Annotated in this window: 28 protein-coding genes; 13 read left to right on the top strand and 15 right to left on the bottom strand. The window is 59.9% G+C overall.

The genetic code is table 11. The features are described 5' to 3' along the window. Positions 1 to 227: 227 nt before the first annotated feature. Both CKW20_RS14130 and CKW20_RS14125 read left to right on the top strand, forming a co-directional pair. Positions 228 to 1,007 (top strand): ABC transporter substrate-binding protein, encoded by a 780-nt coding sequence (locus tag CKW20_RS14130; RefSeq protein ID WP_095053454.1) that lies wholly within the window; start codon positions 228 to 230, stop codon positions 1,005 to 1,007. A 190-nt stretch (positions 1,008 to 1,197) separates the two neighbouring features. Continuing rightward, positions 1,198 to 1,914, top strand: coding sequence for an alpha/beta hydrolase (locus CKW20_RS14125; RefSeq protein ID WP_095053453.1), 717 nt, complete (start codon positions 1,198 to 1,200; stop codon positions 1,912 to 1,914). A gap of 11 nt (positions 1,915 to 1,925) precedes the next feature. Here CKW20_RS14125 and CKW20_RS14120 read toward each other — a convergent pair whose 3' ends face one another. From CKW20_RS14120 to CKW20_RS14100, 5 genes are all read right to left on the bottom strand, one after another. Continuing rightward, the gene (locus CKW20_RS14120) at positions 1,926 to 2,513 is read right to left on the bottom strand and encodes a hypothetical protein (protein ID WP_095053452.1); all 588 of its coding nucleotides are present in this window, start codon (positions 2,511 to 2,513) and stop codon (positions 1,926 to 1,928) included. Positions 2,514 to 2,599: 86 nt separating this feature from the next. After that, positions 2,600 to 3,355 carry a hypothetical protein gene (locus CKW20_RS14115; protein WP_095053451.1) on the bottom strand — a complete coding sequence of 252 codons (756 nt, stop codon included), beginning with the start codon at positions 3,353 to 3,355 and terminating at the stop codon, positions 2,600 to 2,602. Between the two features lie 186 nt (positions 3,356 to 3,541). Next, positions 3,542 to 4,720, bottom strand: coding sequence for an acetyl-CoA C-acetyltransferase (locus CKW20_RS14110; RefSeq protein ID WP_095053450.1), 1,179 nt, complete (start codon positions 4,718 to 4,720; stop codon positions 3,542 to 3,544). 11 nt (positions 4,721 to 4,731) lie between these two features. Continuing rightward, positions 4,732 to 5,397, bottom strand: coding sequence for a CoA transferase subunit B (locus CKW20_RS14105; protein ID WP_052965168.1), 666 nt, complete (start codon positions 5,395 to 5,397; stop codon positions 4,732 to 4,734). Between the two features lie 36 nt (positions 5,398 to 5,433). After that, complete coding sequence (locus tag CKW20_RS14100) at positions 5,434 to 6,132, bottom strand: CoA transferase subunit A (protein ID WP_007896014.1); 699 nt, start codon at positions 6,130 to 6,132, stop codon at positions 5,434 to 5,436. A gap of 142 nt (positions 6,133 to 6,274) precedes the next feature. Here CKW20_RS14100 and CKW20_RS14095 point away from each other — a divergent pair, with 142 nt between their 5' ends. Then, on the top strand, positions 6,275 to 7,174 hold the full coding sequence (locus CKW20_RS14095; RefSeq protein WP_095053449.1) for a LysR family transcriptional regulator: 900 nt from the start codon (positions 6,275 to 6,277) through the stop codon (positions 7,172 to 7,174). A 169-nt stretch (positions 7,175 to 7,343) separates the two neighbouring features. Here CKW20_RS14095 and CKW20_RS14090 read toward each other — a convergent pair whose 3' ends face one another. Beyond that, positions 7,344 to 8,390: a class I SAM-dependent methyltransferase gene (locus CKW20_RS14090; RefSeq protein ID WP_095053448.1), complete on the bottom strand. Its 1,047-nt coding sequence runs from the start codon at positions 8,388 to 8,390 to the stop codon at positions 7,344 to 7,346. Between the two features lie 269 nt (positions 8,391 to 8,659). Here CKW20_RS14090 and CKW20_RS14085 point away from each other — a divergent pair, with 269 nt between their 5' ends. Together CKW20_RS14085 and CKW20_RS14080 are read left to right on the top strand one after the other, a co-directional pair. Next, positions 8,660 to 9,499, top strand: a complete 840-nt coding sequence (locus CKW20_RS14085) for a DUF692 domain-containing protein (protein WP_095053447.1) — start codon at positions 8,660 to 8,662, stop codon at positions 9,497 to 9,499. Further along, positions 9,492 to 10,250, top strand: a complete 759-nt coding sequence (locus CKW20_RS14080; protein WP_095053446.1) for a DUF2063 domain-containing protein — start codon at positions 9,492 to 9,494, stop codon at positions 10,248 to 10,250. Before CKW20_RS14085 ends, CKW20_RS14080 begins: the two co-directional genes overlap by 8 nt. Positions 10,251 to 10,369: 119 nt before the next feature. Here the strand turns inward: CKW20_RS14080 and CKW20_RS14075 are convergent, their stop codons facing one another. Continuing rightward, positions 10,370 to 11,689 carry an ATP-binding protein gene (locus CKW20_RS14075; protein WP_095053445.1) on the bottom strand — a complete coding sequence of 440 codons (1,320 nt, stop codon included), beginning with the start codon at positions 11,687 to 11,689 and terminating at the stop codon, positions 10,370 to 10,372. Then, on the bottom strand, positions 11,686 to 12,426 hold the full coding sequence (locus CKW20_RS14070) for a response regulator (protein WP_095053444.1): 741 nt from the start codon (positions 12,424 to 12,426) through the stop codon (positions 11,686 to 11,688). The genes CKW20_RS14075 and CKW20_RS14070 overlap by 4 nt, the downstream gene beginning before the upstream one ends. A gap of 296 nt (positions 12,427 to 12,722) precedes the next feature. On the opposite strand from CKW20_RS14070, the gene CKW20_RS14065 reads away from it, so the two are divergent. The 4 genes from CKW20_RS14065 (at position 12,723) to CKW20_RS14050 (ending at position 15,679) form a co-directional block, all read left to right on the top strand. Next, positions 12,723 to 12,986 carry a DUF2790 domain-containing protein gene (locus CKW20_RS14065; RefSeq protein ID WP_095053443.1) on the top strand — a complete coding sequence of 88 codons (264 nt, stop codon included), beginning with the start codon at positions 12,723 to 12,725 and terminating at the stop codon, positions 12,984 to 12,986. A gap of 171 nt (positions 12,987 to 13,157) precedes the next feature. Beyond that, on the top strand, positions 13,158 to 14,369 hold the full coding sequence (locus CKW20_RS14060) for a cytochrome c biogenesis protein DipZ (RefSeq protein WP_095053442.1): 1,212 nt from the start codon (positions 13,158 to 13,160) through the stop codon (positions 14,367 to 14,369). A gap of 187 nt (positions 14,370 to 14,556) precedes the next feature. Further along, positions 14,557 to 14,829: a DUF4242 domain-containing protein gene (locus CKW20_RS14055; protein WP_095053441.1), complete on the top strand. Its 273-nt coding sequence runs from the start codon at positions 14,557 to 14,559 to the stop codon at positions 14,827 to 14,829. Positions 14,830 to 14,866: 37 nt separating this feature from the next. Further along, entirely contained in the window at positions 14,867 to 15,679 is an 813-nt protein-coding gene (locus CKW20_RS14050; RefSeq protein ID WP_095053440.1) for a class I SAM-dependent methyltransferase, read from the top strand. Positions 15,680 to 15,817: 138 nt separating this feature from the next. Here CKW20_RS14050 and CKW20_RS14045 read toward each other — a convergent pair whose 3' ends face one another. From CKW20_RS14045 to CKW20_RS14025, 5 genes are all read right to left on the bottom strand, one after another. After that, positions 15,818 to 16,744: a universal stress protein gene (locus CKW20_RS14045; RefSeq protein ID WP_095053439.1), complete on the bottom strand. Its 927-nt coding sequence runs from the start codon at positions 16,742 to 16,744 to the stop codon at positions 15,818 to 15,820. 213 nt (positions 16,745 to 16,957) lie between these two features. Next, positions 16,958 to 17,344 (bottom strand): DUF488 domain-containing protein, encoded by a 387-nt coding sequence (locus CKW20_RS14040; RefSeq protein WP_095053438.1) that lies wholly within the window; start codon positions 17,342 to 17,344, stop codon positions 16,958 to 16,960. Between the two features lie 11 nt (positions 17,345 to 17,355). Beyond that, positions 17,356 to 18,078, bottom strand: coding sequence for a phosphatidylcholine synthase (pcsA, locus tag CKW20_RS14035; protein ID WP_095053654.1), 723 nt, complete (start codon positions 18,076 to 18,078; stop codon positions 17,356 to 17,358). 212 nt (positions 18,079 to 18,290) lie between these two features. Next, positions 18,291 to 18,662 carry a VOC family protein gene (locus tag CKW20_RS14030; protein ID WP_095053437.1) on the bottom strand — a complete coding sequence of 124 codons (372 nt, stop codon included), beginning with the start codon at positions 18,660 to 18,662 and terminating at the stop codon, positions 18,291 to 18,293. Between the two features lie 91 nt (positions 18,663 to 18,753). Next, entirely contained in the window at positions 18,754 to 19,218 is a 465-nt protein-coding gene (locus CKW20_RS14025) for a cupin domain-containing protein (RefSeq protein WP_095053436.1), read from the bottom strand. Positions 19,219 to 19,411: 193 nt separating this feature from the next. Here CKW20_RS14025 and CKW20_RS14020 point away from each other — a divergent pair, with 193 nt between their 5' ends. The 4 genes from CKW20_RS14020 to ligD are packed head-to-tail and all read left to right on the top strand — an operon-like array spanning position 19,412 to position 25,590. Continuing rightward, positions 19,412 to 20,800 (top strand): iron-containing redox enzyme family protein, encoded by a 1,389-nt coding sequence (locus tag CKW20_RS14020; RefSeq protein ID WP_095053435.1) that lies wholly within the window; start codon positions 19,412 to 19,414, stop codon positions 20,798 to 20,800. 26 nt (positions 20,801 to 20,826) lie between these two features. Beyond that, positions 20,827 to 21,828: a class I SAM-dependent methyltransferase gene (locus tag CKW20_RS14015; protein WP_095053434.1), complete on the top strand. Its 1,002-nt coding sequence runs from the start codon at positions 20,827 to 20,829 to the stop codon at positions 21,826 to 21,828. Then, the gene (locus CKW20_RS14010) at positions 21,800 to 22,966 is read left to right on the top strand and encodes a carboxylate-amine ligase (protein ID WP_095053433.1); all 1,167 of its coding nucleotides are present in this window, start codon (positions 21,800 to 21,802) and stop codon (positions 22,964 to 22,966) included. The genes CKW20_RS14015 and CKW20_RS14010 overlap by 29 nt, the downstream gene beginning before the upstream one ends. Then, entirely contained in the window at positions 22,963 to 25,590 is a 2,628-nt protein-coding gene (ligD, locus tag CKW20_RS14005) for a DNA ligase D (RefSeq protein ID WP_095053432.1), read from the top strand. Before CKW20_RS14010 ends, ligD begins: the two co-directional genes overlap by 4 nt. Positions 25,591 to 25,633: 43 nt before the next feature. Here the strand turns inward: ligD and CKW20_RS14000 are convergent, their stop codons facing one another. Together CKW20_RS14000 and CKW20_RS13995 are read right to left on the bottom strand one after the other, a co-directional pair. Beyond that, a complete protein-coding gene (locus CKW20_RS14000) occupies positions 25,634 to 25,915 on the bottom strand; it encodes a DUF3303 domain-containing protein (protein ID WP_095053431.1) in 282 nt (93 codons plus the stop codon). 211 nt (positions 25,916 to 26,126) lie between these two features. Then, positions 26,127 to 26,528: a hypothetical protein gene (locus CKW20_RS13995; RefSeq protein WP_095053430.1), complete on the bottom strand. Its 402-nt coding sequence runs from the start codon at positions 26,526 to 26,528 to the stop codon at positions 26,127 to 26,129. Positions 26,529 to 26,836 lie beyond the last annotated feature (308 nt).

Genomic DNA, 26,836 nt, shown 5'->3' with positions numbered 1-26,836 from the left:
TCTTGTAGGTTTTGTCTGAAGCCAAGGATTGTCCTACAGCCCTTGCACCACCGTGGCGCACGGTCAAGCGTCTTGAACTTCTCATCTTGTTTTCTATAAGTATTTGTCGCTTAAGCGCAATTTGCCCGCCTGAAGCCACTCTAGACTGCCGGCCACTTCGGTCTTCACTAACCGAAAGTTATCAATCGAAAGCTGCCAATAAAAGCCTCCCCACACAGGAGTTATAAATGAACAAGCGAGTGATGTTCGGTGCCCTGGCACTGTCGATGTTGTCCCTGACCGCCGTGGCCGATGACGCCAAGCCGATCCGCCTCGGTATCGAAGCCGGTTACCCGCCATTTTCGATGAAAACCCCTGACGGCAAACTCACCGGTTTCGACGTGGACATCGGCGATGCGTTGTGTGAGCAGATGAAGGTGAAGTGCACTTGGGTCGAGCAAGAGTTCGATGGCCTGATTCCGGCCCTGAAGGTCAAGAAAATCGACGCGATCCTGTCGTCCATGACCATCACTGACGATCGCAAGAAGAACGTCGATTTCACCATCAAGTACTACCACACCCCGGCGCGCTTCGTGATGAAGGAAGGCACCGACGTCAAGGATCCGCTGACCGAGCTCAAAGGCAAGAAAGTCGGTGTGTTGCGCGCCAGTACCCACGATCGTTTCGCCACTGAAGTGCTGGTACCGGCGGGCATCAACCTGGTGCGTTACGGTTCCCAGCAGGAAGCCAACCTGGACATTGTCGCCGGTCGTCTCGACGCGATGCTGGCCGACTCGGTCAACCTGGACGACGGTTTCCTGAAAACCGACGCCGGTAAAGGCTTCGCCTTCGTCGGCCCGACCTATGAAGACGCCAAGTACTTCGGCGGCGGTGCCGGCATCGCTGTGCGCAAGGGTGATAAAGAGCTGGCGGACAAATTCAACACCGCCATCACTGAAATCCGCGCCAACGGCAAGTACAAGCAAGTGCAGGACAAGTACTTCGACTTTGACGTGTACGGCCATTAATTAATACGCCGTAGAAAAAAGTGGCCACTGTTGACGCGGTGACCACTTTTTTATGCTCGCTAATCAAGCCGCGATTTAATGTGGGAGCGAGCTTGCTCGCGATGGCGGCATCAGCAACCCCTAAAATGCCCCAGCATGCTTCACAGTGTTAGGCTTTGTCCCGAATCCTGCGCTCTGTGAAGGAAGGTTTATGTTGAAGTTACTCGCTCTGCTCACGTTTCTGGCGTCCACCGCCGTCCACGCTCAAACCCCGCTGCACACCGATCTGCCGCTCAAGTACCTGGAGCAGGCCGACGCTGAATCCCGCGACCAACCCTTGGTGATTTTCCTGCACGGTTACGGCAGTAACGAGCAGGACCTGTTCGACATCAAGGATGAATTGCCGCCGCAGTACAACTACCTGTCGGTGCGGGCGCCGATGACGATGGAAGAGGGCAGTTACCAGTGGTTTCGCCAGAAGGGCGAGGGCGCCTATAACGGTGAGACGGACGACCTGAAGGCCAGCGGCCAAGTGCTGAGGGATTTTGTCGCACAAGCGGCGAAGAAATATCACACCGAAGCGGACAAGGTATTCCTGGTGGGTTTCAGCCAGGGCGCGATGATGTCCTACGAGGTCGCGTTGCGTCATCCCGGCGCAGTGGGTGGAATTGCGGCACTGAGCGGGCGAATTCTGCCGGTGCTCGAATCCGAGCTCAAACCGGATGAAAAACGCCAGCAGCTGGCGATTTTCATCGGTCATGGCACCGCCGACATACTCCTGCCCTACAACGACGGTACTGAGGCCGACAGCCTGTTGCAGCGCCTGTCACTCAAGCCCGAGTTTCATGCCTATCCGGGTGTCGGTCACAGCATCAGCGCCAACGAGATGCAAGATCTGAGCGCCTGGTTGCAGCGCCTCAACCCCTGAATCGGTCGGGTTTATTTACCGCTGACGATTTGTTTCACCAGCGTTTCGTGGCCGGTTTTGTCGTTGGGGCGGGAGATGATCTGAACGATGGCCATGCGTGTGCCGGAAGCGGCCATTAGAGTGCTGTCGAGTGTCATGCCGCCGCCCTGGGTGGCGGTGCTATCGATCTGCCGAAGGCCCAGGCCTGTGCCTTTTTGGGTCAGGCTTTTTTCGCTGGTTTTGTTGAAATCCGGCAAGGCGTTGCGTTGCTCGGTGGCGAAGGCGGACACGGTGGCGTCGAGGAATTCACCGTCGTTGTCCTTGACGTTGGCGCCGCCGGGGAGGGTGTTTTCAGCGGCGATCACCACGGTTTTGGTGGTCTGGTTGGTGTACATCGTACCTGTCGCCCCGGCAGTGCCGGTGGCCGCATCGCCAGCCGGCAGCGGGTTGGCGATGAAGCCCTTGGGCAGGGTGAAGGTGAACTTGCCGCCGAGCATCGAGACCTTCTGGGGCGGCGCTTTGTCGCCGGCAGTGGCCTTGGCCGCCTGCGCATTCATGGCTCCCAGACTGGCAGCCGCCATCAGCAGCAGAACAACGGCTTTTTTACTCAACAATGACATTCAAACTCTCCAGGGAATGATCGGCGCTTTGACGGCGATGATCCCATGGATCGCGATTTGTAGCAGCTGCCGCAGCTGCTACGTTCTCACCTTGGACGCAATGCCAGCCGTTTGGTGATCACCAGCATCCCCAACGACACGCCTATGCCCAAGACAAACCCCAGCCACCCAAACCTCGGCAATGCCAACGCCAGCACCAGACAAAACGCCGCAAACGAATACATCCCGGTCGCTGTCGCCCTGAGCAATGCCGCGGTAAACGCCGGCCCGCGAGTCTGCTGGGAGAACACCGCCATCACACTGCCCAGCACCGGGAATACCGCGAGCAGACCGCTCCAGCGTTCACCGACGGTGCTGGCCAGCAACGTCACAACCACTGTGAGCAGGGCGCCGGCCATCATGCGCAGCAACAGTTTGTCGGACTTCGGTGCCGGGCCAGAAACGATGGGCTGCACCGAGGGAAACAGGTACGGCGCGGCCAGCAATGCGGTAGCGGCCGCGATTACCGAGAACAGCAGCGACGACGGGATCAGTGACAGCGTACTGGCAACCAAGGCCCAGACCAGCAGCGAAATCGATAGCGCCCACGGCCAGTTCAAACGTTGTGCCACCTGGGCGTAGGTCACGCAGAAGGCAATCATTGCGAACATCGCCGATAGCGCTGCGGTCGCCGCCTGAGCAGCGAACACCTGACCCTGCTCGATAGCCAGGAAAAACAGAATCGGTCCGACCACCACCGGCAACCCCGACAGCCAACCGGCCACACTGGGGCCCCAGCGTTTTCCGGCCAGGGAAATCAGCAAGAGAAATCCCGGAATCACCAGCAGTTTGAGTATCAGCACGCACGTACCTCCCTGTATGAGCCGGTCACGTTAGCATTGCGGGTGATGGATTGCTCAGCGCGGCTGGGCGGGCCTCATGGTTGAACCTGGTGAAATTTGCCTGAAGTAGGAGCGAGCGGTGTGATTAGCGCTCGATGACTAAATTGATCGTTCCCACGCAGAGCGTGGGAACGATCATGAGTAGGGTTACCGCTCGATGGCCAGTGCCACGCCTTGGCCTCCGCCAATGCATAACGTCGCCAGGCCTTTCTTGGCGTCGCGCTTGATCATTTCATGCAACAACGTCACCAGCACCCGGCAACCCGACGCGCCGATCGGATGGCCCAGGGCAATGGCGCCGCCGTTGACGTTGACCTTGTTCAAGTCCCATTCCAGGTCCTTGGCCACGGCCAAAGATTGCGCGGCGAAGGCTTCGTTGGCTTCGACCAGGTCCAGTTGATCAACGGACCAACCGGCCTTGTCCAGGCAACGACGGGTGGCGCTGACCGGGCCGATACCCATGATCGCCGGGTCGACGCCCGCGTTGGCGTAAGCGGCGACCTTCGCCAGCACTGGCAGCCCCAGCGCTTTGGCTTTCTGCGCACTCATCAGCATCACCGCCGCAGCGCCATCGTTCAGCGAAGAGGCGTTGCCAGCAGTCACCGAGCCGTCCTTCTTGAACGCGGCTTTCAGTTTGCCCAGGGAGTCGGCGGTGGTGCCGGCCCGAGGCTGTTCATCGGTGGCGAAGGACAGTGGATCGCCCTTGCGCTGCGGAATCAGGATCGGCGTGATCTCGTCGGCAAAGCGTCCGGCTTCGATGGCGGCCACGGCTTTCTGCTGCGAGGCGGCTGCGAAGGCGTCCTGTTGCTCACGGGTCAGGCTGTATTTCTCAGCCAGATTCTCGGCGGTGATGCCCATGTGGTAATCGTTGAACGCATCCCACAGGCCATCGCTGATCATCGTGTCGACGATCTGCGCGTGGCCCATGCGCAACCCCGTGCGGGCACCGGGCATGACGTAATTGGCCAGGCTCATGTTTTCCTGGCCGCCGGCAATGATCACTTCGGCATCGCCACAGCGAATCGCCTGAGCCGCCAGATGCAACGCTTTCAGGCCCGAGCCGCAAACCTTGTTCAGGGTCATGGCCGGCACGGCGAAGGGCAGGCCGGCCTTGATCGCGGCTTGACGCGCCGGGTTCTGTCCAGCGCCGGCGGTCAAAACCTGGCCCATGATCACTTCATCGACCTGCGCCGGGTCCAGCCCGGTCTGCGCCAACAACTGGCGGATCACCGCAGCACCGAGGTCAACCGCGGACACATTCGCCAACGAACCCTGGAAGCTGCCGATGGCAGTGCGAGTGGCGGCAACAATCACGACTTCTTGCATGGAAGGATTCCTCACTGGGCAGCGAACTGCATTTCCGGGACGTGGTCAGGCACGATCAGTTTACCAGCGGTCTTGGCGACGATTTCCTCGACGCTGACGCCCGGCGCGCGTTCCTTGAGAACGAACGCGCCGTCCTTGATTTCCAGGTAGGCCAGGTCGGTCAGCACGCGTTTGATGCAACCGGCGCCGGTCAGCGGCAGGCTGCAACGCGACAGCAGTTTCGACTCGCCGTCCTTGGAGGCGTGGGTCATGGTGACGATGATGTTGTCCGCACCGGCCACCAGGTCCATCGCGCCGCCCATGCCCTTGACCAGTTTGCCGGGGATCATCCAGGAGGCGATGTTGCCTTCGACGTCGACTTCAAACGCGCCCAGCACGGTCAGGTCGATGTGGCCGCCGCGAATCATCGCGAAGGACTCAGCGGACGAGAAAATCGATGCGCCGATTCGTGCAGTCACGGTTTGCTTGCCGGCGTTGATCATGTCGGCGTCGACTTCGGCGTCGGTCGGAAACGCGCCCATGCCGAGCAGACCGTTTTCCGATTGCAGCATGACTTCCATGCCTTCAGGGATGTAGTTGGCGACCAGGGTCGGAATGCCGATGCCGAGGTTCACGTAGTAGCCGTCCTGCATTTCGCGGGCGACGCGCTGAGCCATTTGTTCGCGGGAAAGTGCCATTGTTGTTATTCCTTCATTCGGTCCGGGGGCAGGGGATCACTTACGCACGGTGCGCTGTTCGATGCGCTTCTCGAACGTGCCGCAAATGACCCGGTCGACGTAGATGCCAGGGGTGTGGATCTGCGACGGGTCCAGCTCGCCGGGTTCGACGATTTCTTCGACTTCGACCACGGTGATCTTGCCGGCGGTGGCGGCCAGCGGGTTGAAGTTCTGGGCGGTGTGGCGATAGACCACGTTACCGAAATGGTCGGCTTTCCAGCCTTTGACGATGGCGAAGTCACCGGTGATGGATTCTTCCATCAGGTACTGGCGGCCCTTGAATTCGCGGACTTCCTTGCCGTCGGCCACCGGCGTGCCGACGCCAGTGGCGGTGAAGAACGCCGGAATGCCGGCACCGCCTGCGCGCATTTTTTCGGCGAGGGTGCCTTGAGGGGTCAGGACGACTTCGATTTCGCCGCTCAGCAGTTGCTTCTCGAACAGCGCGTTTTCGCCGACGTAAGAGGCCACCACCTTGCGGATCTGCCGGTCCACCAGCAGCACGCCGAGGCCGAAGCCGTCGACGCCGCAATTGTTGGAGACCACGGTGAGATCACGTGTGCCTCGGTGCTGGATCTCGGCGATGAGGTTTTCCGGGATCCCGCACAGGCCGAAGCCGCCGGAGATCACGGTCATGCCGTCTTCAAGACCTGCCATCGCTTCCTCGTAGGAATACACGCGCTTGTCGAACCCTGCCATATGCACCTCTTTTATTCTTTGTGGGCGGCTGGCTAGCCGGATGGGGAGGGAGTGTCACGCCGGAGGATTTATTTGTTAAGTTGATTTTTAAGGTTGATTGATAGATAAAACTCACCAATGTATTGCGTTGGAGACATCGGCCATGACCGTCAAACAGATCCGTGCATTTCTGGCCGTGGCCCAGAGTTTGAGTTTTGCCGTGGCTTGCGAGCGGCTGCACCTGTCCCAGTCGGCGTTGAGCCTGACCATTAAGGCGCTGGAGGAGGGCTTGGGCGGGCGCCTGTTCACGCGCAATACCCGCAACGTCGCACTGACCGCCGAAGGCGAATCGCTGCTGCCACTGGCTCGTCGATTGATTGCGGACTGGGACAATGCCGAGGATGAACTGCGACAACGCTTCACCCTCCAGCGCGGCCGCGTGACCCTCGCGGCAATGCCGTCGTTTGCAGGCAATCTGCTGCCACCGATCCTCAAGACCTTTCGCGCGCGTTACCCAAAGGTCAATGTCACGGTGAACGACGTGATCAATGAGCAAGTGCTGGAAATGGTTCGCGACCGTCAGGTGGAATTGGGTGTGGCGTTCGAGCCGACCCAGAGCTCGTCGCTGGAATTTACTCCGTTGTACATCGACCGGTTTGTGGCGGTGGTGCCATCTGATTCACCGCTGGCGGACCTGGGCGATATTGATTGGCAGACCTTGCTCAAGGAACCGTTCATTACCTTGCAGCGACCATCGACAGTGCGGGTGATGCTCGAAGAGCATTTACAGACGCGAGGCATGAAATTGCCGGTGGAGTTTGAGAGTCATCAGTTGGCGACGGTCGGGCGGATGGTGGCCAGCGGATTGGGCGTCAGCGCGGTGCCGGCGTTGTGCGCCGGGCAGATGCGCGAGTTGGGCGCGCGTTGCATTACCCTGCGCGATCCGGTGGTGGAACGGGCAATCGGCGTGCTGACCACGGGGCATGAACTGTCGGCGGCGGCGCAGGCGTTGTTCGATATTCTCAAGGCCGAAAACCTTGGCGAGCGCCTGTCCGTGTACTGAGCACGGTCACCCTGTAGGAGCGGGCTTGCCCGCGAAGGGCCCAGTACATCCAACATTGATATCGTCTGACACTACGCCTTCGCGAGCAAGCTCGCTCCTACAGGCATTGGGTTTCGCCAGTGCAGGCAATCACCCGGGCAGGTTGGCCTGCCCGGGTGATTGCCTGCTCTTATTTACGCGCCTCCAGAATCAGGTTGAACGGCGTTTCCGTGGCCCGCCGGAACTGGGTGAATCCCGCTTCGGTAAAGACCTTGCGTAACCGTGCCTCACCTGCCTGGGCGCCGAGCCCGAGGCCGACCTCTTGGGACAACGAGTTGGGCGTGCAGATAAAGGTCGAGGCGGCGTAGAACAGTCGTCCCACCGGGGTGGTGTTTTCGTCGAGCGTGTCGTTGGCAAAGGGCTCTACCAGCAGCACCGAGCCGTCGGGTTTGAGCGATTCATAGGCATGCTTTGCGGCGCCGACCGGGTCACCCATATCGTGCAGGCAGTCGAAGTAGCAGATCAGGTCATAGTCATCGCCCGGATAACTCTTGGCGGTGCCCTGGAAGAACCGCGCCCGGCCGGTCACGCCACCTTCTTCGGCGCGCTGGGTGGCGACGGTGACCGAAGGCGCGTGGTAGTCGAAACCGACGAACCGCGAGTTCGGAAACGCCTGGGCCATGATCACGGTCGAGGCGCCGTGGCCACAGCCGATGTCCGCCACCTTGGCGCCGGCTTCCAGTTTGGTGACCACTCCATCGAGGGCCGGTAGCCACTCGCTGACCAGATGCGCCTTGTACCCTGGGCGGAAGAATCGCTCGGTGCCGCTGAACATGCACGGATGGTGATCGCCCCAGGGCAGGGCGCCGTTGCCGCGCATGGCGTTGACCAGTTTGTCCTTGTCATGAAAAAACGACGCGACCACCCCGACACCGCCGGCCACATAGACCGGTGAATCTTCGATCGCCAGCGCCATGGCTTGCTCTTCGGGCAGGCGGAACTGGCCGTCGCGGTGTTCCATGTAACCGGAAGCTGCGTGGGCGCTGAGCCATTCACGCAGCAGGCGGGTGTTGCAGCCGGTTTTCTCGGCAAGTGCTTCGGGGGTGACTGGCTGACTGTCGGCCATGGCCCGGTACAGGCCGAGCTCTTCGCCGAGGATGACGTTGGCGAGCATCGCCGCGCCGCCCATGTCGCTCACCAGTTTGCCCATGAAATCATTGAGTCTGGCCTCGTCCATCACGTGTGCTCCTTCAGCAGGATCACGGTCCAGAGGCATTGTTTGTCGAGGCATGCACCTTTGGGCGGTGATCGTGGGAATGAACAGGACGATAACCGCGTCCTGGACCCCTGACGGGGGTAATCAATAAGTCTAGTTCGTGTATCCCTCTGTATCTGACTGCCTGTCCGATACAGTTTGGTGAGAAGAGGGGCGCCTGCGAACACAGAGCCGATACACCGCGGCGCTTAACTGTATCTACCACCGGATCACACCGAATGAGAGATACCATGCAGATTCCCCTCACATCAGCGAAGGCGACCGTCGGGCTAGGCTTGCGCCGCGGCTTGATGAAGGACCTTCAAGCGGCCCCGACGGGCGATTTCGACTTTCTGGAAGTCGCGCCGGAAAACTGGATCGGCATCGGCGGCGCTCATGGCGCGGTGTTTCGCGCCCTGGCCGAGCGTTATCCATTGTCCTGTCACGGCTTGTCCTTGTCTTTGGGCGGGCCGGCGCCGCTGGACGTCGGGTTTGTGCGGGAAGTGCGGGTATTCCTCGATCATCACAAGGTGCCGCTATACAGCGAACACCTGAGCTACTGCAGCGATGACGGGCATCTTTACGATCTGCTGCCGTTGCCGTTTACCGAGGAAGCGGTGCAGCACGTTGCCGCGCGGATTCGTCAGACTCAGGACATCCTTGGCCGGCGCCTGGCGGTGGAAAACGTCTCTTACTACGCCGCGCCACAACAGGACATGGACGAACTGACGTTCACCAATGCGGTGCTGCGCGAGGCCGATTGCGACCTGCTGCTGGACGTCAACAATGTCTACGTCAACTCAATCAATCACGGTTTTGATCCGCAGGCTTTTCTGGCCGGCATCGACGCGGGGCGGGTGGTTGCCATGCATGTGGCGGGACACTTTGATGAGTCCGACACGTTGAAGATCGACACCCATGGCGCCTCGGTCAAACCGGTGGTCTGGTCGCTTCTGACTAAGGCATATGCGCGGTTCGGTGTACAGCCGACGCTGCTGGAGCGGGATTTCAATTTTCCGGCGTTCTCTGAGCTGGTGACCGAATTGCAGACCATTCGCCGCCTGCAAGGTGAGGCGGTGAGCCGTGGCTAAGCCGACATTGTTTCAGCAGCAAGACACATTGACTCGCTACCTGCGCGACCCTGATCACTGTGCACCGCCAGTCGGGATGGACGTGGCGCGGGCGCAGGTTTATCGCGACCTGGTGTTTTCGAACCTGTCATCGTTGCTCAGCGGCACTTTTCCGGTGCTGGTGAAGATTCTCGGCGATGATCATTGGCGTGTGTTGGTGCGGATCTTCCTGCGGGATCATCGTGCTCAAACACCAAAATTCGGCGAGATCGCCCAGGAGTTTGTCGAGTTTCTCGCCTCTGAACCGCAGGCGTTGAACGATGCAGCGTGGCCGCCGTTCATGGTTGAGCTGGTGCATTACGAATGGGTCGAAATGGCGCTGCAACAATCCGAAGCCGAGCCGTTGCCGGTCAGCGATGCCGGGTTGTTGTTGGAGCGGCCGTTGCAGGTCTCGCCGCTGGCCTGGCTGTTGGCATATGGCTGGCCGGTGCAATTAGTGGGGCCGGATTACCGGCCGGACACGCCGCCAGTTCAGCCGACGTTGCTGTTGGTTCGTCGGGCCGAGGACTGGAGTGCGCGCTTCTGCGAACTGAGCCCGTTGGCGTGGCGGTTGTTGCAGCGGATCGGGGAGTTTCCTTCGCTCGATGGGCGGGCGCAAATGGAAGGGCTGGCGATGGAGGCGGGGATGGTTGGGTCGCCGGAGTTTGTCGACAGCGGATTGGCGTTGCTGCGGCAGATGCACGGGGAAGCGGTGATCGGCATCGTTGTCTGACCACACACAATTCCCCAAACACCCAATATCCCTGTAGGAGCGAGGCTTGCCCGCGAAGGCGGAGTGTCAGTCGACATCCATATTGAATGTGCCGGCCTCTTCGCGGGCAAGCCTCGCTCCTACGTAGGGGATCGCTGGCCTGGCAACCTGAGCTCAGCACACAACCCACCGCCCTCGCGATTGCTCAAAGTCAACGACCCGCCAATCGCCAACGCCAGTTGCTGCGCAATCGCCAACCCCAACCCGGTCCCCCCCGTACTGCGATTACGCGAATTCTCCACGCGGTAGAATGGCTCCATTACCTGCGCCAATTGCTCTTCGGCAATCCCCGGCCCACGGTCCATCACCTTCACCGACAAGCTGCCCTCAGCCTTCGTTTCCACCCACAACTCTGCCGCGCCGGCGAATTTCAACGCGTTGTCTATCAGGTTCACCAGCACCCGCCGCAAGGCATGGGGTCGGGTGTCGATCACGGCAGCGCTTTTGCCGCCGAGCTGCACGTCTTTGCCCATGTCCTGATAGTCGAACACCAGGCTGTCGAGGAACGAATCCAGGTCAGTACGACGACTTTCCTCGGTGGCACCATGAATGCTGCGGGCATAGGCCACGCCTTCGCGCACCAGATGTTCCATCTCGCTGAGGTCGTTCCACAGTTTGTCTTTTTCGCTGGAGTCGTCCATGAATTCGACGCGCAGTTTCATGCGCGTAATCGGGGTTTGCAGGTCGTGGGAAATCGCCGCCAACAGTTGCATGCGTTCCTTGAGGTAGGCCGCGATGCGCGCCTGCATCGCGTTGAAGGCTTTGGCGGCATGGGCGACTTCGGTCGGGCCTTTTTCATCCAGGTGTACGGCATGGGTGTTGGGGTCGAGCGTTTCCACCGCTTGGGCGAGACGGCTGAGCGGGCGGATGGCAATTCTCACGGCGAGCCAGGTGCAGGCAATCATCAGTGCCAGTTGCCCCAGCAATACCGCCGGTAACCACGGCGACAACGGCACCATCTTAGGCCGCACATCGACGGTGACGGGGCTGCCGTCCTTCAGCTTCAAGTGGGCCTGAAAGTGTTTTTTCGGGCCTGGGATGTCGGTAAAGGTCAGCGGGTATTCATGGCCGATGGCGTCCTGAATCGAGGTCGCTGCAATCGGCACATCGCTGGGCGCCATGGGCGTGCCCGGCGAACCTTGATTCAACAGATAGCCATAGTTGGCGCGTTCCAGACGCTGCAGCCAGTTCGCGCGCTCGTCAGCGGGCAAGCGGTCGAGGATGGCGAGGGAGGTCGAGACATCGGTTTCCAGATTGCCCAGCATGGTGTTTTTCGCACTTTGGTAACGCTCGTAATACTGAGCGCCAAAGGACAGCGCCTGGGCGAGGATCAGGCCGATCAGGAAAATCAGCGATAGCCGCGAGGCCAGCGTACGGGGCCAGTGCAGCGCAAGATTCATGACGGCGCACCGAGCACTTCTACTGGCAGGGAAAACACATAGCCTTCGCTGCGCACGGTCTTGATGTAGGCCGGTTCTCGGGCATCGTCCAGCAGACGCTGGCGCAAGCGGCTGACCAGCAAATCAATGGAGCGGTCGAACAGATCGGCATCGCGACCTTGAGTCAGGTTGAGCAATTGGTCGCGATTGAGTACCCGCTGAGGATGATCGAGGAACACCCGCAGCAAGCGATATTCCGCGCCGCTGAGGGCGACCATGGTGCCGTCTTCATCCAGCAGATGTCGGGCCGAAGTGTCCAGACGCCAGCGACCGAATGCCAGCAGGCGACCGCTTTCGCTGATCACCAGATTCGGCGGTAGCATCCGTGTGCGTCGCAGCACGGCATTGATGCGGGCGAGTAACTCACGGGCGGCGAACGGTTTGACCAGGTAATCGTCGGCGCCCATTTCCAGGCCGACGATGCGGTCGGTTTCATCGTTGCGTGCGGTGAGCATCAGCACTGGCGTGGCTTTGTGTTTGCCGGCACGCAGCTCGCGGCAGAGCACCAGGCCATCGTCGCCCGGCATCATGATGTCGAGCACGATCAGATCCACCGGCGTGGTCTCGAGGAAGGCGCGCATCGCCCGTCCATCCGCCACGACGGTGGTGCGCAGACCGTTCTTCTTCAGGTAGTTGCCTACCAGTTCCCGGATCTCGCGGTCATCGTCCACGATGAGAATGTGATCGACGTGTTCCATGGTGATCAAGCCTCTTGAATGGGAGTTGCCGCGCAGTCTATCGAGCCTTGTCCCGCACGCCTGCTGTCGATTGTATTGCAGTGTATCTGGCGTACCAGCAGATACACGGGAACGCAAAAAAACAGGGTTTGTATCGCTGTGTATCGCAGGCTGGCGTGGATACACAGCGATTTACCCGCGCCTGTTCTGGACACAGACGAGATACCTCGCGGGTTTCAAATAGGTTCCATCGAGGCAAACCCAAACCGCCTCGGCTCAATCAACGATTGACCTATTGAAGCCTTGAGGAAACCACCATGAATACCAAAGCCGTCTACGCCGCCTGCCTGTTTGCCGCCTTGAACATCTGCACTTTGTCGGCCCGCGCCGAAGCCGATGTTACCCCTCAAACCTATACCTACGGCACGCACCTGGATATTCAGAAAGTGCTGTCGATGAAACAGGACGCCAGCCCTACCTGCGGGATTGTGAATGCCCGGATGACCTATCTGGATTCCCAGGGCAAAACCCAGGTGCTGGATTACAGCAAATTCGCTGACGGCTGTAACGACGGCAACTGAGTCCTGTAAACCCTCCCAGATCACCCTGTAGGAGCGAGCTTGCTCGCGAAGACGGCGGTACAGTCAACATTGATGTCGCCGGATATACCGCTTTCGCGAGCAAGCTCGCTCCTACAGGGTCCGTGGTTTCACAGGCTCCCCACATGGGCCGTGAATTTTCAAGGTGATCCCATGTTCCTCATCGCATTCCTGGGCGGTATTTTGACCGTCCTCAGTCCCTGCATTCTCCCGGTCGTGCCGTTTCTGTTTGCTGGTGTTAAACGTACACGCTCCTCAATCCTGCTCACCCTCGGCGGCATGGCCTTGACCTTCGCCCTGATCTCCAGCCTGGCCGTGGTCAGCAGCGACTGGGTGATACAAGCCAACAATACCGGCCGCCATGTGGCGCTGATGGTGATGGTGCTGTTCGCCCTGTCGCTGATCTCCGCTCGCATTGGTGGCTGGCTGGCGCGCCCGTTGGTACTGCTGGGCAATCGCCTCGATTCCGATACTCGCAAAATGTCTGGCCCGTTAGGCTCGGTGATGATCGGCGTCGCCACGGGTCTGCTCTGGGCACCGTGTGCCGGGCCGATCCTCGGGGTGATCCTCACCGGCGCCATGTTGCAAGGCGCCAACGCGCAGACCAGTCTGTTGCTGCTGGCGTACGGCCTGGGCAGCGCGTTGTCCCTGGGTATCTTGATCTTCGCCGGTCGCGGCCTGGTCAATCGATTGAAACCGTCGATTCCGCTCACCGGTTGGCTGCGTCGCGGCACGGGTGCTGCGGTGTTGGTTGCGGCGGCGGTCATCGCCACCGGCACCGACAACACACTGCTCGCCAGCACCTCGTCCGAAGGCGTCACCACGGTTGAACAGCGCGTGCTGGAAACCGTACCGAAAGTGGTTGATTACTTCGTCAGCAAGGTCAAGGCCGACTCGACCATGGACCCGGCCAAAGGCGCGATGCCGTCACTCTCCGGCGCAGTCGAATGGCTCAATTCGCCAGCGCTGAGCAACGATTCCCTGCGTGGCAAAGTTGTACTGGTGGATTTCTGGACCTACGACTGCATCAACTGCCAGCGCACCTTGCCCTACGTGAAGGATTGGGCGAAAAAATATGAGAAGGACGGCTTGGTTGTGATCGGCGTGCACACCCCGGAATACGGTTACGAACGCATCATCGACAACGTCCGCGATCAGGTGAAAAAACTCGGCATCATCTACCCGGTGGCGATCGATAACGACTACACGATCTGGCGCGCCTTCGACAATCAGTACTGGCCCGCGCACTACCTGATCGATGCCAAGGGGCAGGTGCGTTACACCCATTTTGGCGAGGGCCGGTACGAAACTCAGGAACAGACGATTCGGCAGCTGCTGGAAGAGGCCAAAGCACCTTCGGCTTAATCCGTTTCGGCGAAGCAAGCCAACCTGTTATGGCGGCGTTACAAATGGACGACCATGCATCGGAGAATGCCATATTTCGTGAATTCTCCGGACGATCGGCAGGACGTCGGCGTATCCGAGAGCGATAGTTTGTGGATGACGGGATCACCTCCGATCCTGTCATCACCCTCAAGAAAAGGAAGTTGTCATGCCTAAATTCATTATTGAACGCGAGCTTCCAGGCGCCGGCGCACTGCCGCAACAGGAGCTCAAAGCGATCTCGCAAAAATCCTGCGATGTATTGCGCGAGATGGGACCCGAGGTGCAGTGGCTGGAGAGTTATATCACTGGTGACAAGATTTACTGCGTGTACATCGCGCCGAACGAGGGACTGATCAGGGAGCATGCCCAAAAGGGTGAATTTCCCATCAACAGCGTTTCCCGGGTCATGAACATCATCGATCCCACTACGGCGGAGTAAGCCGGGACGCGTTCCAACCCGCAACGGAGCAGACTTCATGAGCACCCCCATTGACCTCACTGCCCTGAAAAACCGTCAAATGGCCTCGTGGGCCAGCGGCGACTACGCCGTGATCGGCACCACTTTACAGATCGTCGGCGAACAACTGGCCGAAGCCTGCGACCTGCTCTGTGATGAGCAGGTGCTGGACGTCGCCGCTGGCAACGGTAACGCAACGCTCGCAGCCGCACGCCGGGGCTGCAAGGTCACGTCCACCGACTACGTGGCCAAGCTGCTTGAACGCGGCGAAGACCGCGCACGAGCGGAACATCTGGACGTGACTTTTCAGGTGGCCGATGCCGAGGACTTGCCGTTCGAGGACGCCAGTTTCGATGCGGTGCTTTCGACCTTTGGCGTGATGTTTACGCCGGATCAACCCAAGGCAGCAGCGGAACTGGCGCGGGTGTGCCGTCCTGGCGGGCGGATTGGGCTTGCGAACTGGACGCCTGAAGGCTACATCGGCCAGGTGTTCAAGATCCTGGGCCGCCACATGCCGCCACCGATGGGCGCTCAACCGCCTTCGAACTGGGGCACCGAAGCCTGGTTAAACTCGCACTTCGACCAGCGCGACTTCCAGCTCCAGGTGACACGGCGGTTGTTCAATTTCCGCTATCGCTCGGCCGCGCACTGGATCGACACCTTCCGTACCTGGTATGGGCCGGTTCACAAGGCCTTTGCGACCCTGCCACCCGAAGGGGGCACCGCCCTGGAAAACGACCTGACCGAACTGCTGAATCGCCTGAACCGGGCGGGGGAGCGGTCGCTGGTGGTGCCGAGTGAATACCTGGAGGTGGTGATTACCCGGCGTTGAGTTGGAAACGCAAAACACTTGTGGGAGCGAGCCTGCTCGCGATGAGGGTCTTACATTCAACATGCATGTTGACTGAAGGTTCGCCATCGCGAGCAGGCTCGCTCCCACAAGGGGTATGTGCAAAATTTGACCCGCCCCTCACTCATCCAGCCGCTCGGTGTACACAACCCACACACTGCACGGCATTTTGTACAGCAGATGCTCCACCGTGCTGCCGAGCAACCGGCCCATGCCGCGATGGCCGACCCGGCCCATGACAATCACGTCGACATCATTGGTATCGGCGTAGCGAGTCAGCACCTTGGTCGGGCTGCCCATCAGCATGTGCCGTTGCTCCGGGGCGATGCCGTTGCGGGCGGCCAATTCGTTGAAGGCATCCTCCTGGAAATTGAACAGGGTCTTGGCCTTGTCCGAAGCGAAAAACGCCGAGCCGTTTTCGAAGCTGAACTCATCCGAGCTGATAGACGAAAGGTCATAGGCGTAGACCACGTCGAGCTCGGCATTGCAGGAACTCGCCAGTTTTGACGCTTCGTGCAGGATCCGGTCGTTGAAGCTTTTGTATTGATCATCACTGTGGAAGGGGTCGACCGCCGCAACGATCTTGCGCGGCAACGCATGTTTGGCATGGCTGACGAAGTGCAGCGGTACCGGGCATTCGCGCAGTAGATGCACGTCGAGGGGGGTGAATACCAGCCGCGACAGCCGTGATTGGTGTTCCAACGCCTTGATCAGCACATCCATTGGCTGCTCTTTGAGGTGAGTCAGGATTTCCTCCAGCGGATTTTCGACCCAAACCACCTCGGTGGTGACATGCACACCGATCTTGCGCAAGGGGCGGGCCTGTTCCTCAAGCCACTGGTGGTGGCGCTCGACATACCCCAGACGCATCTGTTCCAGGGCTTTTTCGTTGACCAAACCGGCGGTCGCCAGACCCTCCAGATAGTCGAAAGCCACGATGTGCAGGGCTGCATCCTCGGCCTTGGCCAGTGCTGCGGCCCGGTCGAAGGCGGGGCTGTGTTCCATCAGGGGCGAGGCGACCAGCATGAAACGTGCTTGACCAGACATGACAAACCTCCCGTTCAATACACCCAATCCTTTAATTATTGACCATGATCGGTCTCTCGTCCGTGGGGTTCATGCGATGGGTGTCATGCCGGAGTTTTAATGTGGGAGCGAGCCTGCTCGCGATGGCGGTGTGTCAGTCAACATGGATGCTGAGTGGGATGGCCTCTTCGCGGGCAAGCCCGCTCCTACAGGGATTTGTAGTGTTCACTTGATTTAAACAACTTTCGCGCCCCGTGCTTCCAGCAATTCCCGTAATACGGAACGGTGGCAGTGTGCCTCGTCCTCGCAATAACACCCCACCGCCAGTGATGTTTGATGGGAGAGGGCAGCCAGTAGATCGAGCAGCTGACTGGGCGCGGGATGGTTCATCTCGGCCTTGAACTTGCGCTTGAAGGCTCCCCAGGCCTTGGCATCTTCAGCCGCTTTGGCTTCGGCCACCAATTCGGGGCTGGGGGACAGCAGCGGTTGCCACACATCGTAGAAATCCCGGCTGGCAAATTCAGCCTTCGGTACGCCCCGAGGCGGGCGGCGTACCGTGCCCAGGCGCAGGCCTTCATTCGCGGTGCGGGGTGAGCCGAGTTGGACAATGTGGATGGGCATGATCGCAGTGCCTATTTGAGCCGCGAGCTGTCGAACCACTCCAACGCTGTGCGCCAGAAACAGATCCCCAGGAAGTACGCCGACATCAGCAGCCACAGGCCCATCACCAGCGGATTGATGACCGGGTGGTTGACCACCAGCGACAAGCTGCACAGCAACCAGATGGCCGTTACGGCAATGTTGATCGGCATGAACCGGCGCACGCGGAACGGGTGCAGGAATTTCATTCGGGTCACGGTCAGCAGCGCCAGACCGATGACGGTGAGCAAGGTAATCCATGGCGACGGGTCGATGATGTACAGGCACAGCGCAACTACGTTCCACGCGGCGGGGAAACCCTGGAAGTAGTTGTCCTTGCTCTTCATGTTGACGTTGCAGAAACAAAACAGCGATGACACCAGGATCAGCGACACGGTCAGCAGCAGGGTGTAGTCCGGCAACGGGATGTAACGGTAAATGAACAGTGCCGGAATAAACACATACGTCAGGTAGTCGATCACCAGGTCGAGGATCGAACCGTCGAAACTCGGCAGCACCGACTGCACATTCACCTTGCGCGCCAGCGCGCCGTCCAGACCGTCGACGATCAGCGCCACGCCTAGCCACAGCAGGCAATTGGTCGGTTGGTTCTCCAGCAAGGCGAGGGTCGCGAGGAAGGCGGTGACCACGCCAGTGGCGGTAAAACCATGGGCACCCCATGCTTTAAGCCTGGCAATGTGTACGGCGGATATCACGGGGGCGTTCTCCAGAAAGTGAAGCAAGCCAATGATCACCCTCCTGTTGAGGGCGTCGGCAAACCGGGTCGGGTTGCAGGTATCGACCGGATTTTTGGGAATAAGGTTCACCACCCTTGAATCTTAGCCGCCGCACAAAAAAATACCCCGGAAATATCCGGGGCGCGTATTGAGCGCGGCACGTCTGTGCCTGACCGATGTCGGGACGAGTGTCAGCGCAGCGAGGGGTGGAACACGCGCAACCGATGGTTATCCGGGTCAAGCGCGACGAAAGTGCGACCGAAGTCCAGCTCTGTCGGCGCTTGCACCATGGTCAACCCGAGCGCGCTCCAATCGGCAAACAGTGCATCGACCTGCTCGGCAGACTCCACCGGGAACGCCAGCTCGGTCCCACCGCCCGTCACTTGCGCTGCCGGTTCGGCGGTATGCCGTGACCAGAGCCCCAGTTTGTAGCCGCCCTCCAGGATAAATAGCGCAAAGGTCGGCGACTCTTCCACGGGCTTGCGCTCCAGCAGAAACTCATAGAACCGCGCACTGACGGCGGGGTTTTCCACGAAAAGCAAAATATAACGGGGAGTGATCATAGGGCTGCTCCATTCAAGGTGGGCGCAGCATAAAAGGAGGCGGTGTCAGTTTCTGTCAGGAGTGTGAAGGGCGAGGGCAGCACCCATGACGTCAGCCAGACGGAGTTGGCGGAATGTCGGGTGAGGACAGCAGAAACGTAACGCCGAAGCCTTCAGATATCTCCAGTATCCGAGGCAGGTCTTCGGGCACTTTGAGCTGATCCAACGCCGCAAATAACTGACCGCCGCGTGGATCGGAAACCACGCCGATCATTTTCGCGGTAGGGCTGATGTTCTTGTAAGCATGGATCGACCCTGCGGGGATGTGCACATAACCCCCGGTTGAGAGGGTGGTGGATTGCCCTTCGACGGTCACTTCAACCTGCCCATCGATGACATAGAACGCTTCGTCCCAAGGGTGAAAATGCAGCGGTGGCCCGCCACCCTGCACACCTTCCTGGATGTGCACTTCAAAGGGTTTGGTTAGATCGCCGCCGGCAAGAATAGTGATTGTCTCTCCAACAACTTTGGCCGGCGCGGGCGTTTTCCCGGCTTCGATGACGTGAACCGTTCGCATGATGGCTCTCCGAGGCATGAATCCCCCATCCGTTGAGTATATTCACTGCGCCGCGAGCAAGTGCCGCGGCGCTGGCCCGTCTGTCCGGCCAATTTCAACGCCAATGGAATTTTTTTCCGACCCTGCCGCTCTGCTGATAGAGACGTGCTGATCCAGCGTCCTGCCACTGGCCTCAGAGCGAGAAAAATATTTCATGACTGCCCTGACACGACTTGAATCCCGGCCTACCCACGAACACGCGATAACTGTCGCTGGCGGCGTAAAGTCGCTCTACGAACAATTGTTGCTGAGCGATAACAATGACGCGCAAAAACACGCGCTAGCCGGGCGCTTTCTGCAAGCGCAATTGCAGCAAGCGTCGAACCTGCCTGAACAAATGCCACGGGACCTCTCGGCTCTGCAAAACTGGGTCGAACAGCACAGCGTCGACGTGGCCCGGCAATACGCCGATTACCTTCAGCAGCGCAAGGCGGGCGGGGCGCGGCAGTTCTTCAGCAACAAGGCCCATGCACTGTTTTTCCTGCAGGCGGTTGCCCCGACCAAACGGGTGGATGGCGCCTGGCTTTATGGCCTGGTGCGGCACTGGCGCGACCCGCGTTTCGACGGCCTGTTGTGCACCTATCTGGAAGAGTTGGGCGAGGGCAATCCGGCGCAGAATCATGTGGTGATCTACCGCAAATTGCTGGCCGAACATGGCCTGCAAGACACCGCGGCGATTGCCGATGAGCGCTACCTGCAAGGCGCGATTCAACTGGCACTCGGCTATTGTGCCGACGAGTATTTGCCGGAAGTGATCGGCTACAACCTCGGCTATGAACTGCTGCCGCTGCACTTGTTGATCAGTGCTTATGAACTCAGCGAACTGGGCATCGATCCCCTTTACTTCACGCTCCACGTGACCATCGACAATGCCAGCAGTGGGCATGCCCATAAGGCGGTGCAATCGGTGCTGCAATTGCTGCCGGTGGAAGGCGATCGCGATGACTTTTTGCGTCGAGTGGCGCTGGGCTATCGGCTCAACGGTCTAGGGCAGGGCAGCCGGGCGATCATCGAGTCGTTCGACCTCGACAGTGAAGTACTGAGCATGCTTGAACGCAAACGCCCGTTCGGCGAGCACATGCATTCCGATTACAGCCGCTTAGAAGGCAAGACCGTCAATCAATGGCTGTCTTCACCGGGGCAATTGCCAGGCTTGCTGGCGGCCATGGAAAACAAAGGCTGGATCAAACGCCATCAGGACCCGCTAGCCAGTCGTTTCTGGCAATTGATCGACGGCGCCGGTGCGGCGATGTTCGGCGTATTCAGCCCCTACGAAAAACAGTTGCTGCATGACTGGATCGCTGGCGACTGGAAACCGGAGCATCCCGCCGCTGCGGTACGACGCGGCAGCAGCGTTATGGCGCAGACGCCGGTGTCGGACAGCGATTCGGATGTCCAGCGCCTGCAAGCTGCGCTGAACGGTCTGAGCGAGCACGAGCAGATGTCGGTGTTGATGCCATGGCTCTCGCCCTATCGGCATTCCCATCCTGCCGGTCTGTTGGCGACGCGTCGGTTTATCGAACTCAAATCCAGTCTTCTCTAGAACACCTTTATCAACGGGAGCAGTTTATGAGTCTGGAAGAACAGCTGTCCGCCACTGACCTGGCGTTGGTGCAACTGGGACGCCGTTTGCAGGCGGATGGTTACCGATTCATCACGCCGACGCCGCTGACCCATCAGCGGGTCAATACCCGCGCCGAAGGCCGGCGGGCCGAGACCCTGCGCGATGTCTTTGGCTGGTCGCGGCCGTTTGAGCCAGGGCTGTTGTCCGCGGATGAACAGCGCCAGTTGCAACAGGCGCAGGTGCTGGATGAGTGCAACGGGCGGCTGAAAAGCCGGGTGCGCTGGTCCAGCCTCGACGACTTGCTGTTCGTGCATTCGGCCTTTCCGACGGAGGCCGCTGATTCAGTGTTCTTCGGTCCCGACACTTATCGGTTCGCCCAACTGATTCACGCCCATCTGCACCAGCATTTCGCCCCGATCAGGCGCGCCGTGGACATCGGTTGCGGCGCCGGTGTCGGTGCCATTCTGATTGCCCGCGCCCGTCCCGAATCCGAGGTGTTGGCGCTGGACATCAATCCGGCGGCGCTGCGCATGACGGCCATCAACGCCGCGCTCGCCGAAGTAGCCAACGTCAGCGTCGAGGCCAGCGACGTGCTGCAGGATGTCGACGGATACTTTGATCTGATCGTCGCCAACCCACCCTACATGGCCGACCCGGCCGAGCGTACTTACCGGCATGGCGGTGGCGCGTTGGGCGCGGAGCTGTCTCTGCGGATTGTCGAACAGGCACTCGGTCGGCTGGCGCCCGGCGGCTCGTTGTTGCTGTACACCGGCGCGGCGATGGTTGATGGCCGCGACCCGTTTCTGGAGGCCCTCGCTCCGCGTTTGGAGGCACCGGGGTTCGGCTGGACGTATCGCGAGCTCGATCCCGATGTGTTCGGTGAAGAGTTGTTGACCCCAGGTTACAAACGAGTGGAGCGGATTGCCGTCGTCGCGCTGACCGTGACGCGTCTCGGCCCAGGCACGGGGGAAAATGTTGATGAGCAGGCGCCCGAACTTCGGCATTGAAGAAGAATACTTCCTCACCGATCTCGCTTCCCGGCGTATGCCGGGGCAGCCCTCGGTGCCGGTGATCGAGGCATGCAGGGCGGCGCTGGGTCAGTCTTTCGCTTATGAAATGTTCCAGGGGCAGATTGAAGTCGCCTCACCGGTTTTCAGCAGCTTACCGGAGGCCGCCGACTACCTGGCTACCACCCGCAGTGCCCTGAGACGTGCTCTGCAGCCGTTCGGCCTGGGCCTGCTCAGCGCCGGTAGTCACCCTTTGGCGGATTGGCGGATTCAGCAACCGACGGATCAGGCGCATTTCCATCAGCTGTTCGACGACTACCAGCGAGTGGCCCGGCGCAGTGTGTTGTCCGGGCTGCACGTACACGTTGAAGTACCCGGTCATCTGGATCGTATTCGGGTCATGAACGAAGTTTTGCCATGGGTGCCGCTGTTGTTGGCGCTGAGCACCTCGTCACCGTTTTGGGAGGGAGCGGATAGCGGTTTCATGAGCTATCGCCAGGTCGCCTGCGATGAGTGGCCGCGCATGGGCATTCCAGAGTTTTTCGAGGATCAGCAAGCGTTCGACGATTACGTCGCGCTGATGACCCGCACCGGCTCGATCCGGCAGCCCAGCGACTGTTGGTGGAGCGTGCGCCCGGCCGCGCGATTTCCCACGCTGGAGCTGCGCATTACCGACGCCTGCCCACGGCTGGACGATGCGCTGTGCATCGCTTCGCTGTTTCGCCTGATGGTCGCTGACGCCATCGCGCAGCCGCTGCCCGGGGCGAACTTCAACCGGACGGCTTACTGGATCCTCAAGGAAAACCGCTGGCGCGCCAAGCGTTACGGCATTCATGGCACCTTCATTGGCCAGGACCACGAACCGACAATCTCGGTCGAGCAATGGCTGGCCCTGGCACAAGTGACATTTGCCGAGACCGCGCAGCAACTGGGCGTGCAAGACGTCTTCAAACAGGCCCGGCGCATGCTGATCGAAGGGACCAGCGCAGATAGGCAACGGTACGCGGTGGAACAGGCATTGCGCGACGGCCGCTCGATGTCCGACGCGCTATCAAGCGCAGTCGATCAACTGTTAATGGAAACCGGCGAGCAACCTTGCGCCAGTCCGGCCCCGCAACGAGCGGTAGGTGAGCCATGAACAAGAACCTGGACGATTACAACCGCATGCGCGATTTCTCGGCGACCTCGGAACCTGTCGCCGTCAAACGTTCGAGCAAAAAAACGGCGAAGGATCATACGCTGCAGTTCTGCATTCAGAAGCATGACGCCTCGCACCTGCACTATGACTTTCGCCTGGAATTCGATGGCGCGCTGAAAAGTTGGGCCGTGCCCAAAGGACCGTCGCTGGACCCCAAGGTCAAGCGCCTGGCCATCCACGTCGAAGACCATCCGCTGGATTACGCCACGTTCGAGGGCACCATCCCCGAAGGGCATTACGGCGCCGGCGACGTGATCGTCTGGGATCGTGGAGTATGGATTCCCCTGGACGATCCGGCCACGGCGTACACCAAGGGCCGGCTGAAATTCGAGCTGAAAGGAGAGAAGCTCGGCGGCCTGTGGAACCTTGTGCGCACGCACATGCCGGGCAAACAGGAGCAGTGGTTTCTGATCAAGCATCAGGACAGCGCCGCCAGACCCGACAGCGAATACGACGTGGTCGCCGCCGAACCGGACAGCGTGCTCAGCGACCGCACTATCGTGGAAAAAAAGCACGGTGCTGAAAAACCCAAACCGATCAAAAAAGCCCCGGCCAGGGCGCGTAAGGAAAAGTCGCCACAACTGACGGGTGCGCGTAAAGCCAAGCTGCCGGAGCTGCTCAAGCCCGAACTGGCGACGTTGGTCGAATCTGCGCCGAGCGGCGAATGGAGCTATGAGATCAAATTCGATGGTTACCGGGTCATGACGCGCATCGACCACGACGAGGTCAAACTCTTCACCCGCAACGGCCACGACTGGACCCACAAATTGCCCGGACAAGCCGAGGCACTGGCAGCGCTGGGCCTGGAATCGGCCTGGCTCGACGGCGAAATGGTGGTGGCCGACGAGCAGGGCGTTCCGGATTTTCAGGCGCTGCAAAACGCGTTCGATTCCGGCCGTAGCGGTAGCATCGTTTATTACCTGTTCGATTTGCCCTACCTCAATGGCGTGGACCTGCGCGAAGTACCCGTCGAGGAGCGCAGGGCGGCGCTGGCGACCGTGCTCAAACTCAATGAAAATCCGCTGTTGCGATTCTCCGACGCGTTCGGCGAATCGCCGGAGGCGTTGCTCAACAGCGCCTGCGAAATGAAGATGGAAGGGCTGATCGGCAAGCGCCTGGGGTCGCCTTACGTGTCGCGGCGCACCAGTGACTGGATCAAACTCAAGTGCAAGCATCGGCAGGAATTCATCGTGGTCGGCTTCACCGACCCCAAAGGCTCGCGCAGTGCTTTTGGCGCATTGCTGCTGGGATTGCACGACCGCGACAGTGGTGAATTGCGCTATGCCGGCAAGGTTGGCACCGGGTTCAACGAGGTGACTCTCAAGCGCATTTACGAACAGTTGAAACCGCTGCAGACGAAAAAGCCGTCGGTGGTCAATCCGCCCAGCGGTTTTGAAGCCAAGGGTGTGCATTGGCTCAAACCCACTCAACTGGCGGAGGTGGCTTTTGCCGAAATGACCAAGGACGGCTCGGTGCGCCACGCCGTGTTCCATGGTTTGCGTGATGACAAGCCTGCCGAAGAGATTACCGAGGAGTTGCCGAAAACCGTGAACACTTCAGCCTCGAAAACATCAGCCTCGAAAACCGCCGCAGCAAAGAAAAAATCCACCGCCGAGAAACCTGACGCCGCCGACCCAGAAGCCGTCCAATCGACTGTCGCGCCGTCGCAGATCGGCCTGGCCAGCGGCAAGGTACGCATCACGCACCCGGACCGGGTGATCGACGCCAGCACGGGTACTACCAAGATGCAACTGGCGGAGTACTACGCCAGCGTTGCCGAATGGATTCTGCCGCAACTCAAGGACCGGCCGGTGGCGCTGGTGCGCGCGCCGGACGGCATCGCCGGTGAACTGTTCTTTCAGAAGAACGCCGAGCGCCTGGCCATTCCGGGGATTGTTACCCTGGACAAAGAACTGACGGGCCAACCGGTGATGATCATCAACAACGCCAAAACCCTGATTGGCGCGGTGCAAATGAGCACGGTGGAACTGCACACCTGGAATGCCACGTCAGTCGATCTGGATAAACCCGATCGCTTTGTCCTCGATCTCGACCCGGATCCGGCGCTGCCCTGGAAAAGCATGATCGAAGCGACTCAGCTAACCCTAACGGTGCTGGATGAGCTGGGGCTCAAGGCGTTTCTTAAAACCAGCGGCGGCAAGGGGATTCACCTGATCGTACCGCTGACCCGCAAACACGGCTGGGACGAGGTCAAGGATTTCAGCCACGCGATCGTCAGTCACATGGCCAAATTACTGCCGGATCGCTTTTCTGCGGTGTCCGGACCGAAAAACCGCGTCGGGCGTATCTTCATCGATTACCTGCGCAACGGTCTGGGCGCCACTACTATTTGCGCCTACGCGGTGCGCACCCGCGAAAGTCTGCCGGTGTCGGTGCCGATCTTTCGGGAGGAGGTGGCGCAGCTCAAGGGCGGCAATCAATGGAACGTGCACAACGTGCATGAACGCCTGGCCGAGATCGGTGACGAACCCTGGGCCGACCTGAAGAAAACCCGACAGACGATTACTGCCGAAATGCGGCGGCGGGTCGGGATGAAAAAATAGTGAATCAGAAGGAAGGCGGCGAGGGTACTCGCCGCCTCGACGACTATTGCTTGCCGAGCGCGGCAGCCAGCAGCGGCGCCACCTGTTCATCGGTCAATGCGGCGTGGACTTCCATGCTCATGAGGTCGCTCCATTCCAGCACCCACTTCTGAATCGACACCGGATCATTGGCCTCTGCAATGCCAAAACCACTCGAGCCACCGACGGCATGCCAGCGCCCCAGCATCTTGACGTCTGCGGGTGGCGCGCCACCGGTCTTGAGAAAACGTTCGATCGTGCTGTTACGATTTTGCGTACTGATGGACCAACGGACCATGAATAACATCTGCCACCTCCTGCTACGGATGGCACCTTTTTTCTTCGCGCACCTGGCTGGTACCGGGGCCACGGTTACGCCGCTGTTTTCAGCACCCTCCTGGCTGGCCTGAAACCCTTTCTCCCATGAGAAGGCATAGCAGCGGCCCGCGTTTTGCGTACGACCGCTGATCCTCTTTCAGGCATTTGAAATGAACATATCGGGATAACAGTGCAAACGATCAGGCATCACGCAACAAGTCGTTGGCATTGAGCAACTCGTAGGCAATCTCCGGGCGCTTCTCCAGCCCTCGACGAATCGCCGCCGGAATCGACTGACGGGTTTTGCGGCACAGACCCGGCAGTTCGCCGAGGGTGATGTTGATGCCGCGCATGGTGCGCACTTCATTGAAGCCCGGGACGATCTCCACGCGCAGACCCAACTGCTCATACATCCGGCGTTGCAGACGCTCCAGGTCGCTCAGGCTCTGGAGATTTTCCAGGCGTTCAATCAGGCGCTTCTCCTCCGACCGGGTCAGGCTCAGGATGCGCAAATCCGCGCCGGGGGTTTCCAGCAACGGCTCACGCTCGCAGATGCAGGCTCCGGGCGGGCAGGGTTGGCGGATCGAAAGAGAGGTCGTCATGGGGTTCAATCATAGAGCGCTATGATCGGGTTTGCCCATGGGGTTGTTGTGCCGTTGAGCGCGACGTCTACATTTCGGGCTTGCGGGCTTTGGCCGTACTCTGCCGATCGCTTCTTCGACGAGCATTGGCGAGTCGAATGTAAACGCTGCTCAGCACTAAAGTGACTTGTGATGGTCAATAAATCCCGCAACGACCATCAGCAGTCGTACTGCTCGGAACCGACCGAATCCGCATCGGTATTTTGATCAAGGACAGTGAAAGCATGCTTGCCGCAATTTAATCAGCAACCGCCTCCATCTGGTTCCGT

Source organism: Pseudomonas sp. Irchel s3b2 (genome assembly GCF_900187445.1).
GTDB lineage: Bacteria > Pseudomonadota > Gammaproteobacteria > Pseudomonadales > Pseudomonadaceae > Aquipseudomonas.
The sequence above is the reverse complement of the archived record's forward strand: the minus strand, read 5'-3'. Positions and strand labels throughout refer to the sequence as shown.